13 protein-coding genes are annotated in these 13,979 nt (G+C 69.1%); 6 read left to right on the top strand and 7 right to left on the bottom strand.

Annotated elements, in window-relative coordinates:
• Positions 1-239: 239 nt before the first annotated feature.
• The 4 genes from ACSP97_RS05505 to ACSP97_RS05490 all read right to left on the bottom strand — a co-directional run bounded on the left by ACSP97_RS05505 (position 240) and on the right by ACSP97_RS05490 (position 3,851).
• Entirely contained in the window at positions 240-701 is a 462-nt protein-coding gene (locus tag ACSP97_RS05505) for an SRPBCC family protein (protein WP_355326370.1), read from the bottom strand.
• Positions 702-834: 133 nt separating this feature from the next.
• Positions 835-1,662 (bottom strand): HpcH/HpaI aldolase/citrate lyase family protein, encoded by an 828-nt coding sequence (locus ACSP97_RS05500; RefSeq protein WP_355326368.1) that lies wholly within the window; start codon positions 1,660-1,662, stop codon positions 835-837.
• The gene (locus tag ACSP97_RS05495) at positions 1,659-2,438 is read right to left on the bottom strand and encodes a hypothetical protein (RefSeq protein WP_355326365.1); all 780 of its coding nucleotides are present in this window, start codon (positions 2,436-2,438) and stop codon (positions 1,659-1,661) included. Before ACSP97_RS05495 ends, ACSP97_RS05500 begins: the two co-directional genes overlap by 4 nt.
• A gap of 462 nt (positions 2,439-2,900) precedes the next feature.
• Positions 2,901-3,851: a LysR family transcriptional regulator gene (locus ACSP97_RS05490; protein ID WP_355326362.1), complete on the bottom strand. Its 951-nt coding sequence runs from the start codon at positions 3,849-3,851 to the stop codon at positions 2,901-2,903.
• Positions 3,852-3,980: 129 nt separating this feature from the next.
• Here ACSP97_RS05490 and ACSP97_RS05485 point away from each other — a divergent pair, with 129 nt between their 5' ends.
• The 5 genes from ACSP97_RS05485 to ACSP97_RS05465 all read left to right on the top strand — a co-directional run bounded on the left by ACSP97_RS05485 (position 3,981) and on the right by ACSP97_RS05465 (position 8,914).
• Positions 3,981-5,180 (top strand): CaiB/BaiF CoA transferase family protein, encoded by a 1,200-nt coding sequence (locus ACSP97_RS05485; protein WP_382009709.1) that lies wholly within the window; start codon positions 3,981-3,983, stop codon positions 5,178-5,180.
• A 47-nt stretch (positions 5,181-5,227) separates the two neighbouring features.
• Positions 5,228-6,394, top strand: coding sequence for an acyl-CoA dehydrogenase family protein (locus ACSP97_RS05480; RefSeq protein WP_355154802.1), 1,167 nt, complete (start codon positions 5,228-5,230; stop codon positions 6,392-6,394).
• Positions 6,391-7,170: an electron transfer flavoprotein subunit beta/FixA family protein gene (locus ACSP97_RS05475; protein ID WP_440556548.1), complete on the top strand. Its 780-nt coding sequence runs from the start codon at positions 6,391-6,393 to the stop codon at positions 7,168-7,170. Before ACSP97_RS05480 ends, ACSP97_RS05475 begins: the two co-directional genes overlap by 4 nt.
• Before the next feature lie 51 nt (positions 7,171-7,221).
• Complete coding sequence (locus ACSP97_RS05470; protein WP_440556547.1) at positions 7,222-8,184, top strand: electron transfer flavoprotein subunit alpha/FixB family protein; 963 nt, start codon at positions 7,222-7,224, stop codon at positions 8,182-8,184.
• A gap of 181 nt (positions 8,185-8,365) precedes the next feature.
• A complete protein-coding gene (locus tag ACSP97_RS05465) occupies positions 8,366-8,914 on the top strand; it encodes a hypothetical protein (protein WP_355154894.1) in 549 nt (182 codons plus the stop codon).
• 76 nt (positions 8,915-8,990) lie between these two features.
• On the opposite strand, the gene ACSP97_RS05460 is transcribed toward ACSP97_RS05465, so the two are convergent.
• Genes ACSP97_RS05460 through ACSP97_RS05450 form a run of 3 tightly spaced genes read right to left on the bottom strand, consistent with a single transcriptional unit; the run spans position 8,991 to position 12,005 of the window.
• On the bottom strand, positions 8,991-10,490 hold the full coding sequence (locus ACSP97_RS05460) for a sensor histidine kinase (RefSeq protein WP_440556545.1): 1,500 nt from the start codon (positions 10,488-10,490) through the stop codon (positions 8,991-8,993).
• Complete coding sequence (locus ACSP97_RS05455; protein ID WP_382009720.1) at positions 10,487-11,203, bottom strand: response regulator transcription factor; 717 nt, start codon at positions 11,201-11,203, stop codon at positions 10,487-10,489. The genes ACSP97_RS05460 and ACSP97_RS05455 overlap by 4 nt, the downstream gene beginning before the upstream one ends.
• Positions 11,204-11,252: 49 nt before the next feature.
• A complete protein-coding gene (locus ACSP97_RS05450) occupies positions 11,253-12,005 on the bottom strand; it encodes an AraC family transcriptional regulator (protein WP_440556543.1) in 753 nt (250 codons plus the stop codon).
• A gap of 747 nt (positions 12,006-12,752) precedes the next feature.
• On the opposite strand from ACSP97_RS05450, the gene ACSP97_RS05445 reads away from it, so the two are divergent.
• Positions 12,753-13,955, top strand: a complete 1,203-nt coding sequence (locus ACSP97_RS05445) for a beta-1,3-glucanase family protein (RefSeq protein WP_440556541.1) — start codon at positions 12,753-12,755, stop codon at positions 13,953-13,955.
• Positions 13,956-13,979 lie beyond the last annotated feature (24 nt).

Here is a 13,979-nt window from a genome sequence, read left to right as displayed (position 1 = left end):
CGTCGGGGATCTGGCGGGCGCCATGTCGGGCGACGTGACTGAATAGCCGTCAGTTCTCGTCTGCAGCGTCGTCATCGGCGGGGTGCGGGTGGGAGCCCGTGGCATGGCTACGCATCCGCAACCCCGTAGAGCGGCCACCACCCGGACAGGGCGACGGCCACACCCCGCCCGGCACAGCACCGAGACGGCGCGTCACCTCACGACAGGGCAAGCATCGCCTGACGCGACATCAGCGAGGGCTACTGCTCCAGGTAGGCGGCAAGATTCGTCAGGGAAGAGGCGAGCCCCGCGGCGTGGTCCTCAGCGGAGATGCCGTCCGGGACGTCCTCGGCAACGATGTCGACGCGCGCCCCCGCTTCGACCGCGGTGACCTCCCAGGTCATGGTCATCGTGCCGGCGAAGGCAGGATCGTCGGAGACGAAGTCCACCGCCTGCACGACCTGCGCACCGGGGACGATGTCGACGAAGCGAGCCTCGACGATGTCGGAATCCGCGGTCGCCTTGCCCGGTGCTCCCGACACGTCGGAATAGGTCAGCACCAACCGGTACGACCCGCCCGGCCGGGCATCGAATCGCTCGAACCTGCCAGTCATCCCGGCTGGAGGGAGCCATGCCACGAGCGCCTCGCGATCGACGAGTGCGGCCCAGACCCGATCGGGTGGCGCAGCGATCACCCGCGCCGCCCTGTCCGTACGTGGCATGGCGGGACCTTAGCACCTGCGCGTGCCCCTTGAGCCAGGGCTTCGCCGTGTACGGGGAAGCCCTGGCTCAAGGGGCACGCCGCTCGCTCGAAGGTGCCGGCGTCGAACAGGGCAGACGTCACCTGACGTGGCACTAGGTTGCGGTGTGCGGTACCTGGGGCGCCGCCAGGATGCGCCGTGCTCGTTCCAGTACCGGCTTGTCGATCATGTGGCCGTCAACCGTGGTGACGGATTCCCCGGCGGCGAGGACGGCGCGTGCCCACCGCAGTTCCCGCGCCGAAGGCGCGAAACCCTCTGCGACGGACGGCAGTTGGTCGGGATGAATGCAGAGTTTGCCGGTGAAGCCCAGCCGTCGTCCGTGGGCGATGTCGGCGCGCAGTACATCGGGATCGCGTACGGCGGTGGTGACACCATCGATCGGCGGAGCGATCCCCGCTGCGGCCGAGGCGACGACGAGTCGCTGGCGGGCGTAAGCCAGTGCTGTGTGGTCATCATGGGCAACACCGAGCTGTGCGGCCAAGTCGACGTTACCGAAGGCGGCTCGTGCGACGCCGAAAGTGGCGCACACCTCGTGAACGCGCTCCACGCCGAGAGCTGTCTCGACGAGGGCGACGAGGTCACACCGGCCGGCCGCACGGGCGGCAACTTCCGCAAGGACGACGGGGTCTTCGGCTTTGGGCACCATGACCGGGCAGCCGTGTTCGGCAGCCTTCGCGAGGTCCGCTTCCGACCACGGCGTTCCCGGTGCATTGATCCGCACGACGGCCCGATTGCCGAGTGCCAGCCAGGCCGCGGCGTTCTCTCGGGCGCGCTCCTTGTCGTCGGCGGCCACGGCGTCTTCGAGGTCGATGACGACAAGGTCGGCACCGGAGGCGACCGCCTTGTCGAAACGGTCAGGCCGGTCTCCCGGCACGAACAGCAGGGTCCTGGCTGCGGCGATGCGGTCGCGCAGGTCGGTCATCCGAAGCTCACCTCCGCCGTGGCATGCTGCGCCTCCCGGTGGGTGGCGATGGACAGCTGGGCGCCCCCGCCGGCCGGAGTGCCGCAAGCCGAGATGCGCTCGCCGGCGAACACCGGTCGCCGGAGCCGGTAGGAGAGGGACCGCACCTGCCTTCCTGACGCGTGGCGCCGAGGAAGTTCGAGCATGAGCAGGACGAGCAGGGGGCCGTGGACGACGAGGCCGGGGTAGCCCTCGTCGTTCCGGCAGTACGGGGCGTCGTAGTGGATGCGGTGCGCATTCGCGGTCAGGGCACTGAAGCGGAACAGCAGCGCCGGGTCGGGGCGGAGAGGAAGCTGCCAGGGTGAGTCGGTCCGGGGAGGAGCTGACTCGTCGAGCGTGTCGGGGTGTTGAGCCGTGCTCCGTCCCGACCGGTAGACGATGTCCTGTTCTTCGACGAGACGGGTTCGGCCGCCCTGCCGGAACTCACGACGCTCGGTGACGAAGAGCAGTTCCCCTGTGCGTCCGCGCTTGGAGGTCACCGCGCTCAGGCTGCTGAGGCGTTCGGCGGGTTCGCCGAGGCGGAGCGGTTCCGTGACCTCGCAGCGGCCGCCGGCCCACATGCGCTGCCGGTTGGGGATGGGCGGCAGGAAGTGCCCGTTCGCCGGGTGACCGTCGCGGCCGAGCTCGCTGTGTGCCGGCCAGTTCAGGAAGTGCAGCCAGTGCCACAGCGGCGGAATCGGGTCCCCGGCCTCCGCAGCGCTGCCGGGCAGGTCGAAAACGGCCGACAGTGCTGCCACCGGGCCGGCATGCAGGGGATCTTCGTCCCTGACCGGTGCAGGAGCCCACGAATCCAGGTACGAGTCGAGCGGGGCTGTCCCGGACGGGTCGCTGGGAGTGGGGGACATCGTCGACCTCCAGGGGCGGGGGAGCACGGTTCGATTTCATGGAAGCGGCCATGCGGGGATGCCGAAGTGGCGCGGACCGCCTGGCTTGCATCTATCATCAACCGTGATAAGGAGGATTGAGTAATAGAGATCCGTGATGCGGCTATGTCGTGGAGACATGACCGGCAGTGCGCCGCGCCCGGTCACGCGGTCAGGGGCGCCGATGAAACCGTTCGACGTGAGGACCCGCACTCCTCCGGAATTCCGTGAAGCGAGGTCAGCCCGGCGCAGGGCGACAAGTGAGTCGGATGCGGCGCATGGCGGACCCGACCTGATCGCCGCGCAGGGCCAGGACGGAGGAGGTGAGGGGGAGCGTCAGGCGCGTCCGGCGGGACCATCGGTGTCCTGGACGGCGGAGGGCCATCTTCCTTGAGTCACCGCCAAGTCGACCTGCCGGACCAATTCCTGCGCGACAACGTCCACCGCAGGCGGCGTGCGCCCGAACCTCGGTGCACCCAGGACAATTGAGCGCCACACGTCAGGTTCGCTCAACGGCGCGGCACTGATCGTGCCCCGCTTGACTTCCTCGGCGGCGCCCAGGCCGGGCAGCACCGTCCAGCCCTGCCCCGCGAGGACAAGTTGCTTCTGCAGGCGCATGGAGTTCGTCTGCACGACGACCTCCAAGTCGACTCCCGCTCGTACCGCCGCCGCATCGATCAGACTGCGCAGTGCGTGCCCCGAGGTAGGCATCACCAGCGGATTCCTGGCCACTTCCGCGAAGGGCACAGGACGGTCGACGCGCAGGCCGGCGGAAGCCGGAGCGACGGCCCACAGGCGCTCGCGTACCAGGGGGCGGGCGCTGAGCGAGGGAGTGCTGTCCAGGTTGTACAGCAGTGTCAGATCGAGGTCCCCGTCGTCAAGCCATTGCTGGAGATGCCCTGAGTACGCGGTCATCAGCCGTAGCCGAACGCCGGGGTGGTGGCGTGCGATCGCCGACACGAGCGGCTCGGCAAGCAGATCGCTGGTGCTCTCCAGCAAGCCGATCGTGACGATGCCGGCCACCGTGCCAGGGGCCGGCCGTACCTCGGCGCGCGCTCGCTCCAGCTCGCCCAGCGCGCGCCGCGCGCGGTCCACCATGATCGTCCCGGCTCCGGTGGGCCGCATGCCCTGCGCGGTCCGCTCGAACAGCGCAACGCCGAGCTCCTGCTCCAGGGTGCGGATCTGCCGGGTAACAGCGGGCTGCACCAGGTGCAGCAGCTCCGCAGCCCGCGTCACGCTGCCGACCTCGGCCACCGTGACGATCGCCTTGAGCTGCTTGACGTCCACGACTCCCGCCTTTCGGGCCGGTATCCCATGCACGCATGAGGGTATCACCAAATGCTATTTCTCTTGATCACTCATGAGACTTCATGATGGCAGCCCGGATGCAGGCATTGCACCTCCTTGGAGTCACTCATGACCGAGCACCCCGAAGAACTGCCGCTACACGGCGTCACCGTCGTCAGCATCGAGCAGGCAGTGGCCGCTCCGTTCGCCACCCGCCAGCTGGCCGACCTCGGCGCCCGTGTCATCAAGGTGGAGCGGCCGGGCGGTGGCGACTTCGCTCGCCGCTACGACACCACGGTGCACGGTGAGTCCAGCTACTTCGTATGGCTCAACCGATCCAAGGAGTCCGTGACGCTGGACCTCAAATCGGACCCGGGCCGGGCGATCCTGGAGCAGCTGCTCGCGAAGGCGGACGTGTTCGTGCAGAACCTTGCTCCGGGTGCGGCTGCCCGGATGGGCCTGGGCGCGAAGGACCTGGCCGAGCGCTTCCCCTCACTCATCCCGTGCTCGGTCTCCGGTTACGGAACCAGCGGCCCGTGGGCCAACCGCAAGGCCTACGACCTGCTGGTGCAATGCCAGACGGGTCTGGTCTCGCTCACCGGGAACGAACACGGCTCTGCGAGGGTCGGGATATCGATCGCCGACATCGCCGCAGGTATGTACGCCTACTCGGGCATCCTCACCGCCTTGTTCAAGCGAGCGACCACAGGGGTCGCGCGAGCGGTCGAGGTGTCGTTGTTCGAAGCGCTGGCCGAGTGGGTCAGCCAACCCGCCTATTACACCCGCTACGGCGGCACCCAGCCTCCCCGCATCGGCACGCAGCACGCCACCATCGCCCCGTACGGCGCCTACACGGCCGCCGACGGCAAGGACGTGCTGATCACCGTCCAGAACGAGCGCGAATGGGCCGCACTGTGCGAGCGGTTCCTGCGCCGCGCCGAGCTTGTCGGTGACAAGCGCTTCGCCACCACCTCCGACCGTGTGGCGCACCGAGCGGAGCTGAACGCGATCCTGGCCGCCCGCTTCACCGAGCTCAGCAGCAAGGAAGCCATGGAGCTGCTGGACCAGGCAGGCATCGCCAATGCCGGCGTCAACGACATCGAGGACTTCCTGGCCCACCCGGTGCTGGAGGCACGCGGTCGTTGGCGGGACGTCCGGATCCCGGGTGGGGCGGTAGTGCCCGCCCTTGTGCCCCCGGCCGATCTGGACGGCGTCTGCCCGCGCATGGGCGCGGTGCCCGCAGCGGGCGAACACACAGACAGCATCCTGGGCGGGCTGGGATACAGCTCGGCAGCGATAGAGCGGCTGCGTGCCGAGCACGTCATCTGAACCACCGGCCGACCTCAACCCCATGGCTCTGGAAGGAGCGTCACAGCATGAGCATTCTGGACATCCTGTCCGACGACGAACAATTCATGGTCAGGACGGTGAAGGACTTCGTCGACAAGGAGGTGAGGCCCGTCGTCCAGGAGCTTGAGCACGCCAACACCTACCCCGAGGCCCTCATCGAGCAGATGAAGCGCCTTGGTATCTACGGTCTCGCGGTACCCGAGGAGTATGGGGGAACCCCGGTCTCCACACCCTGCTACGTCCTCGTCACCGAGGAGTTGGCCCGCGGCTGGATGAGCCTGGCCGGCGCGATGGGCGGACACACCGTGGTTGCCAAGCTGCTGCTGCACTTTGGCACCGAGGAGCAGAAACGCCGCTGGCTTCCGAGGATGGCCACCGGTGAGATCCGGGCGACCATGGCGCTGACCGAGCCGGGCGGCGGCTCCGATCTGCAGGCCATGCGCACGGTCGCCCGCAAGGACACCGACGGCTACGTCGTCAACGGGGCGAAGACCTGGATCACCAACGCCCGTCGCTCACAGCTGATTGCCCTGCTGTGCAAGACCGACCCCGCGGCGAGCCCGGCACACCAGGGCATCTCCATCCTGCTCGTCGAACATGGTCCGGGGCTGACCGTCTCGCGGGACCTGCCCAAGCTCGGCTACAAGGGCGTGGAGAGCTGCGAGCTGTCCTTCGACGACTTCCGCGCGCCAGCGGAAGCCCTGCTCGGCGGAGTCGAGGGCAAGGGCTTTGCGCAGATGATGAAGGGGCTGGAGACCGGCCGTCTTCAGGTCGCCGCCCGCGCCCTCGGCGTGGGGCGCGCGGCGCTGGAGGACGCCCTCGCCTATGCCCAGGAACGCGAATCGTTCGGCAAGCCGATCTGGAAGCATCAGTCGATCGGCAATTACCTCGCAGACATGGCCACGTCACTGACGGCGGCTCGCCAGCTCACCCTGTACGCGGCCCGGGAGGCCGAGGCCGGCCGGCGCGTCGACATGGAGGCCGGCATGGCGAAGTTGTTCGCCTCCGAGACCGCCATGCAGATCGCCCTCAACGCCATCCGCGTCCACGGCGGTTACGGCTACTCCACCGAATTCGACGTCGAACGCTACTTCCGCGACGCACCGTTGATGATCGTCGGCGAGGGTACCAACGAGATCCAGCGGAACGTCATCGCCGGGCAGCTCGTCAAGCGGGGAGGCCTGGACGCTTGAGGATCGTTGTCACTGTGAAGTACGTGCCCGACGCCACTGGCGACCGGCACTTCGCCGATGACCTGACCGTCGACCGTGACGACGTGGACGGTCTGCTCTCCGAGCTGGACGAGTACGCGGTCGAGCAGGCGCTGCAGATCGCGGAGGACGCGGACGACGCCGAGGTCACCGTGCTGACGGTCGGCCCCGAGGACGCCAAGGACGCGCTCCGCAAGGCTTTGTCGATGGGTGCCGACAAGGCCATCCACGTCGAGGACGACGACCTGCACGGCACCGACGCCATCGGCACCTCCCTGGTGCTGGCCAAGGCCATCGAGAAGGCCGGCTTCGACCTCGTCGTCTCCGGTATGGCCTCCACCGACGGCACCATGGGCGTCGTGCCCGCGCTGGTCGCGGAGCGCCTGGGCGTTCCGCAGGTCACCCTGCTGTCCGAGGTCTCGGTCGAGGGCGGAAGGGTCGTTGGCCGCCGGGACGGCGACGCCGCCTCGGAGCGGCTGGAGGCCGCCCTGCCGGCCGTCGTGTCGGTCACCGACCAGTCGGGCGAGGCGCGCTACCCGTCCTTCAAGGGCATCATGGCGGCCAAGAAGAAGCCGGTGGAGTCCTGGGACTTGTCGGACCTGGAGATCGACGCCGAGGAAGTCGGGCTCAAGGGCGCTTACACCGTCGTGGACGCTGCGACCGAGCGCCCGGCCCGCACCGCCGGCACGATCGTCATGGACGAGAACGAAGGCGGCAGGCGGCTCGCCGCGTTCCTCGCGAGCCGGAAGTTCATCTGAGGCCGGCTTCGCTGACCGCCCCTCAGCCTCGATACGCAGGAGTGCAATCCCATGGCTGAAGTCCTCGTCTACGTCGACCACGTGGACGGTGCCGTCCGCAAGCCCACGCTGGAGCTGCTGACCCTGGCGCGCCGCCTCGGTGAGCCGGTCGCCGTGGCGCTCGGCAACGGTGCCGCCGACACCGCCGCCATCCTCGCCGAGCACGGTGCGGTGAAGGTCCTCACCCACGACGCGTCCGAGTACGCCGAGTACCTGGTCGTGCCCAAGGTGGACGCCCTGCAGGCCGCCGTCGAGGCCGTCTCCCCGGCCGCCGTGTTGGTCCCGTCCTCCGCGGAGGGCAAGGAGATCGCCGCCCGCCTGGCGCTGCGCATCGGGTCCGGCATCATCACCGACGCCGTCGACCTGGAGGCCGGCGACGAGGGCCCGGTGGCCACCCAGTCCGTGTTCGCCGCGTCCTTCACCACCAAGTCCCGTGTCTCCAAAGGCACTCCGGTGATCACGGTCAAGCCCAACAGCGTGACCGTGGAGGCCGCCCCGGCCGTCGATGCGGTCGAGGACCTCGCGGTGACCTTCTCGGCCCGGGCCACCGGCGCCAAGGTGACCGCGCGCACCCCGCGCGAGTCGACCGGTCGTCCGGAATTGACCGAGGCCGCGATCGTGGTCTCCGGTGGCCGCGGTGTCAACGGTGCCGAGAACTTCGCGATCATCGAGGCCCTCGCCGACCAGCTCGGTGCGGCCGTCGGTGCCTCGCGTGCCGCGGTGGACGCCGGCTGGTACCCGCACACCAACCAGGTCGGCCAGACCGGCAAGTCGGTCTCGCCGCAGCTGTACATCGCCAACGGCATCTCCGGCGCGATCCAGCACCGCGCCGGCATGCAGACCTCGAAGACCATCGTGGCCGTCAACAAGGACGCCGAGGCCCCGATCTTCGAGCTGGTCGACTACGGCGTCGTCGGCGACCTCTTCGACGTCGTCCCGCAGCTGACCGAGGAGATCAAGACCCGCAAGGGCTGATCGATCCGCGACATCCCCAGGTGTTCGATCCAGTCAACTCGCCGCGATCACCGCCTCGCTGGGCAGGACGCCAGTCGGAACCCATGGCCACTACATCTGCTCATCTGCCGTTCCCGGTCTCCACCCATAATTCCACCCGTGGGTGCAGGCGCTTACGGGGCCGTGCCAGCAGGCTTGCAGCATGACAACAACCGACTGGATCACCGACATCGCCCTTCTCCTCGTCGTCTTCCGGCAGTTGAGGGAGGGCCGCCTTGACGCCAAGTCGTACGTGATCCCGCTGGCAGTCGTGGCTTTCGTCGCGCACAGCTACCTGAACAGCGTGCCCACGGCCGGCAACGACCTGGTGCTGATCGGCGCGCTCGTCGCCGTCGGCGCGGCCCTCGGGGTCGCGGGCGGCGTCTACACCCGTATACGCAAGGTCGGCGCGCATCTCTTCATCAAGGCCGGCGCGGTCTCCGCGGCCCTGTGGGTGCTGGGCATGGGGGCGCGGATGGGGTTCCAGCTGTGGGTCGACCACGGCGGCGCCGACGACGTGGCCCGTTTCAGCCTGGCCCACCAGATCACCACGGGGGACGCGTGGGTGGCCGCGTTTGTACTGATGGCACTCACCGAGGTGGTCACACGGCTGGGCACCATATTTCTCCGCGGCCGCATGGTCACCCGGGAGCAGCGGCAGCCGGCCGTGGACATCCGGTCCGCAGCGGTCGCCGCGGACCGGACGGTATGACCACACGTCGGGTTCGCGCCGTGACCGCTTCCGACAACCCCCCAGCCCCCCGTCCGGCATCCGAAGGGGAGCCTGGCTAGGTTCGCTTGGTGAACAGGCCCGGCCGGGCCTGTTCGGGGCTTCGGGTCAGCCAGTCGCGATGCAACAGCGGCAGGGTGTACTCCATGTCCTGGACGCCCGTGGCCGGCAGGTGGAGTTCGAAGCGGGTGCCGGGCCGGCCGTCAGGGCGGTCCGACACGATGATGTGGCCGCCGTGGAGGGCGGCTTGCTGGGCGACCAGGGTGAGGCCCAGGCCGGAGCCGGGGCTGTCGGGGCCGCGGTGGTAACGCTGGAAGATCTCCTCGCGGCTTTCGGGAGGGACGCCGCGGCCGTGGTCGTCCACCACGAGCACCGCGGACGCCTCACGCCCACCGAGCGGCGGGCGCAGGGTCACCTCGATGCGGGCGACGCCGTCTTCGGAGCGGCCGTGGGTCCAGGCGTTGGTCAGCAGGTTGTCCACCGCCGATCGCAGACCCTGCTCCCAGCCGTCGACACGCACCCCCGCGGTGGTGCGTACGGACACTTCGGCGGCGGGGTGGGCGCGCCGCAGGTCGCAGACCGACGCCTCCACGAGCTCCCCGAGGTCCAGTGGCGAGAACGCGTCCGCCTCGATCAGGTCGCCCTGTGCAAGCGCCTTCAGCATCACCAGCAGCCCAAGCAGCCGGGTGTGTTCGCGCCCGAGGTCCCCGAGCACCTCCGCCCGGTCCTCGGGGTCGAGGTCGGGGTGGTCGGTGAGGATGTCGAGGTTGGTGCGCATGCTCATCAGCGGGGTGCGCAGCTCGTGGGAGGCGGTCGCGGCGAACGCGCGGGCAGTGGCCAGCGCCTCCCCGGTGCGCGCGACCTGCTCGTCGTAGCGGGCGAGCACGGTCTGCACCGTGTACGCCAGGTCGTCCACCTCGGTGACCCGGGTCGGCGTGTGCTCCAGGCGTACAGTGCTGGTCCGGGGGTCCAGTCCACTGGTACGCCGCTGAAGCCGCCGTAGCGGAAGAACCGCCCGGGCGGCGATGGCCCAGGCGGCTGCACCGGCCAGTGAGGCGGCCACCAGCGCACCGGTCAGTACCCGTTGGCGCACCAGCGCCAGTTCGTCCTCGGCCGTGTCGGGTGACAGCAGCCACAGATTCGGGGTGTTGCCCTCTCGCGCCGCGGCACCGACGGGCAGCGACAGGACGAGCCAGTCCTTGCCGCCGGAGGTCACGGTGACGGGCGTCAGGGCGTTGGGGGGCAGCGTGGGGTTCGGCTCGGGCTGCGGGCCGGCCGAGATCGTGTCCTGCGGCCCCTTCAGCCGGACGCCCACATCCCGGGCGGAGTTGATCAGCCGGCGTCGGCGGGCCTGCTCCAGGAGCGGGTGGTTGGTTCCGGCCACGTCCAGATACGCCTTGGCGTTCTGGGCGACGACCGTCGCGCGGGCGCGTAGTTGGTCGTTCTGGCGCGTGCGCAGATCGCTGCTCACCAGGTGCAGCAGCAGCCAGCCGGAAGCGAGGACCAGCACGGGAACGCTCACGCCGACCGCGAGCGCGATACGGGTGGACAGTTTCACGGCGTGTCCACGATGTGCGGGGTCTGGCGATCCGCGCGCAGGACGAAACCGACCCCGCGCACGGTGTGCACCATCCGGGACCGGCCGCCCGCCTCCAGCTTGCGCCGCAGATAGCTGACGAACGTGTCCACGGCGTCACTGCGGACCTGGAAGTCGTACCCCCAGACCCAGTCCAGCAGTTGCTCGCGGGTGAGCACGATGCCCGCGTTGCGGGCCAGGACCTCCAGCAGCGCGAACTCGCGCCGGGTCAGTTGCAGTGGCCGGCCGTCCAGAACGGCCTGGTGGGCGGCCGGGTCGAGGACGAGGCCGCCGACGCGGAGGGGGGCGGTGGCGGCCGGCGGACGGCGGCGCAGCAGGGCGTGCAGCCGCAGGACCAACTCCTGGAGTGCGAACGGCTTGACCAGGTAGTCGTCCCCGCCCGCCTGCAGACCCGCCACCCGGTCGGCCGTCTCGTCCAGAGCGGAGAGCATCAGCACCGGTACGTCGTCGCCGTCGTCGCGCAGGGCCCGGCACACCTCGATGCCGTCGAGGTCGGGCATGGAGACGTCCAGGACGACGATGTCGGGGCGGCCGGCGCGGGCCTCCGCCAGACCGGTGCGACCGCCGTCCGCGACGGCCACAGTGAATCCGCTCAGCCGCAGCCCCCGGGCAAGCGACCGCCGTATCGCCGCGTCGTCGTCGACCACCAGCACCCGCCCGGTCCTGCCTGCCATGCACACCTCGGTTTCACCGCGTCGAACAAGCTTGCCCGGAGGATACCGATCAAAGCACGGGCAGGCTCTGCCCGAGACCGCAGGAGCGCCTCGTCCGGTACTGCGACGGCGTGCATCCCATGATGCGGCGGAAGCTCCGTGTGAAGTGCTCGGAACCGGAGAATCCGCAGCGCCGTCCTATGCGGGCGATGGTGTCGTCGCCGGTCTCGAGATACTTGCGGGCCAGGTCGATCCGGAGTTCGGTGAGATAGCGGTACGGGGTCAATCCGGTGGTGGCCTTGAAACAGCGTACGAAGTGGAAACGGCTGAAGCAGACCAGGGACGCCAGATCGCCGACCGAGATCGGTTGTTCGAGATTGGCCCGCATATAGGACAGAACCGTCTCGAGCTGCCCTGGGCTCAGCAGGCCGGGTGTCCTGCCCGCACCGGAGGAGTGCGACGCGAGCAGGTGGGCGGCGATGAACTGCGCCGCCGACTGCGCGTACAGGTCGTCAGCGCCGACCTCGCTCGCGGCCGCCACCGCCTTCACCATGGCCGCGAGGAGCGGGTCGAACCGTGTCACCGGGTGCGGATCCCACAGATACGGGATGCGTGACCGCAGGTCCTCCTCGGTGATGAACCGGCGCAGCGTGTCGATCGGGAGGGTGAGGCCGGCGATCGTCACGGGCTCGTCCCCGGTCGGTGCCACGACCAGCGTCCGACTCAGCCCGGGGGGAGTGATGCACACGTCGCCGGGAAGTGGGAACGCCTCTTTCCCTGTCCGCGTGTCGTGACCTTCGCGAATTTCCAGAAGCCCGCTCAATTGGGCATTCAGTTTGATCCCCGAAGACGAGGGCAGATGGAGCGTGTGGACGCCCCTCTTGAACGTTTGCGTCCACACGTGCAGGGAGTTCCATGCTTTGCTCCCCACCCCGCTGGTTACCTCCAACGCCCGGTTTCCTCTCGTCCGGTTCCACGGCTCTCGATGCAGGTGCCGTGTCGAGGGTGCAGGGGAATCAGCGGCTGCCGCAAGGCGACTGGTCCGGATTAATTGGCCTGAGCGCGGAATAATTCGGCGGGCGGCAATCTGATGTTGACCGGAGTGGATTCCTGCTGCCACTCTCCCAGCATGATTCGCACTCGCCAACTGCTGGCGCTTACAGCCGGCTTGGCGGCGATGGTGTTCGCCACTCAGAGCGGAATGAGCGCGGCGACAGCCCACGCCACCGCCCCCACCGTGAAGCCGGCAGCGGCCGAACCGACCATCGTCTTCGTACTCACCGACGTCACGTCGAGTACGACAGCGGCGCGAAGGAGTACTACGACCTGAGCACCGACCCCGACGAGTTGCACAACGTCGCCGGACAGCCGAGCCAGGCTCGCCTGGCGGAGCTGCACGACGCACTGACCGGGCTGAGGAACCGCCACGGCGACGGCTGCTGGAGCGCCGGACACCCGTAGCAGGGCTTCCCCATGAGTGCCCCGGCCGCCCGCCGCGGCCAGGCGTCCGCGCGCGCCCGTTTCCCCGGCGTGTCCCGTCACACACAGCACTGGAGAGAGGAATTTCCGCATGTTCTCGTCCGACGCCCACCCGCCCACCCGCCGCAGAGCGCTCGCCGCGATGGCGGGTGCCCTGGCCGGATCGGCGATCGTCTCCGCCGCCCCGCGCGCCTTCGCCGACTCCCACGGCGCCGTCGGGGCCGCCGAGGCCGCGGGAGGGGGGCTGCCGCTCACGGTCGTCAACAGCAGCGGCAAGTTCGCCAACGGCAAGGTCCACCTGTACGTCGTGGGCAGCCAGGGAGACCGGCAGGTACGGCTCACCCGGCAGGGCACCCTGGCCCCCGTCAAGCTCTCCGACAACCACGCGGACGGCTTCGCCGACTACTCCATCCCGCTGACCGCCCACGGCGCGACGGAGCTGCGACTGCCGCAGATGTCCGGACGCATCTACGTGGCCCTCGGCCAGAAACTGAAGTTCAAGGCCGTCCGGGGCGCCGACGGCAAGATCGGTCTTCAGCAGCCGGCCGGCTGGGTGGAGTCCGACCCCAACTTCTCGGTGCTGCACGACTTCGTGGAGTTCACCCACGGCGCGTCCGGCATGCACTGCAACACCACCATGGTGGACATGTTCAGCGTTCCGATGATGATCGGGCTGAACGGAGCGAAGAACCACAGCACCGGCCAGCTGCCCGCCGGTGGCCGCGTGAAGGTCTTCGACGCGCTGAGGAACCACCCGGACTTCAAGAACCTCGTCATAGCGGACCGGCGCGTCATCGCCCCGAGCCACGGCCTCGACGCCGGCCGGTTCTCCCAGCACTACTTCGACGACTACATCGACGAGGTCTGGCAGACCTACCAGAACAAGGACCTCGTCGTCAGGACGAACGCGGGCACATTCACCGGCCGGGTCAGGAACCAGCAGCTCACCTTCAGCGGCCCCGCGCAGATCTCCTTCGCCAAGCCCTCCACCCGTGACGTGCTCTTCTGCGACGGGGCGCTCGCCGCTCCCAACGACGGGATCACCGGCCCGGTCGCCGCCGCCCTGGGCGCCGCGTTCAACCGCTCGACGTTGCTGAGCCACAGCCGGCAGCCCACCACCCGCGCGGCCACCTTCTACGACACCGCCGTCACCAACCACTACGCCAAGGCCATCCACGCCGCGACCAGCAATGGCAAGGCCTATGGCTTCGCCTTCGACGACGTCGCCGACTGGGCCTCCTACATCGAGGACCCCAGCCCCCGGCAGATGCACCTGACGCTGACCCCGTTCTGAGACACCCGTTCTTGCGTGCAACAA

This window comes from Streptomyces sp. SCPE 10 (assembly GCF_051980735.1).
GTDB classification, from domain to species: Bacteria; Actinomycetota; Actinomycetes; order Streptomycetales; family Streptomycetaceae; genus Streptomyces; species Streptomyces misionensis.
The sequence above is the reverse complement of the archived record's forward strand: the minus strand, read 5'-3'. Positions and strand labels throughout refer to the sequence as shown.

Coding starts and splice junctions, on each gene's coding strand:
- ACSP97_RS05455 (WP_382009720.1), bottom strand. CDS start 11,203: ATGGCAGGCAGGACCGGGCGGGTGCTGGTGGTCGACGACGACGCGGCG.
- ACSP97_RS05465 (WP_355154894.1), top strand. CDS start 8,366: ATGACAACAACCGACTGGATCACCGACATCGCCCTTCTCCTCGTCGTC.
- ACSP97_RS05480 (WP_355154802.1), top strand. CDS start 5,228: ATGAGCATTCTGGACATCCTGTCCGACGACGAACAATTCATGGTCAGG.
- ACSP97_RS05500 (WP_355326368.1), bottom strand. CDS start 1,662: ATGACCGACCTGCGCGACCGCATCGCCGCAGCCAGGACCCTGCTGTTC.
- ACSP97_RS05485 (WP_382009709.1), top strand. CDS start 3,981: ATGACCGAGCACCCCGAAGAACTGCCGCTACACGGCGTCACCGTCGTC.
- ACSP97_RS05505 (WP_355326370.1), bottom strand. CDS start 701: ATGCCACGTACGGACAGGGCGGCGCGGGTGATCGCTGCGCCACCCGAT.
- ACSP97_RS05470 (WP_440556547.1), top strand. CDS start 7,222: ATGGCTGAAGTCCTCGTCTACGTCGACCACGTGGACGGTGCCGTCCGC.
- ACSP97_RS05445 (WP_440556541.1), top strand. CDS start 12,753: ATGTTCTCGTCCGACGCCCACCCGCCCACCCGCCGCAGAGCGCTCGCC.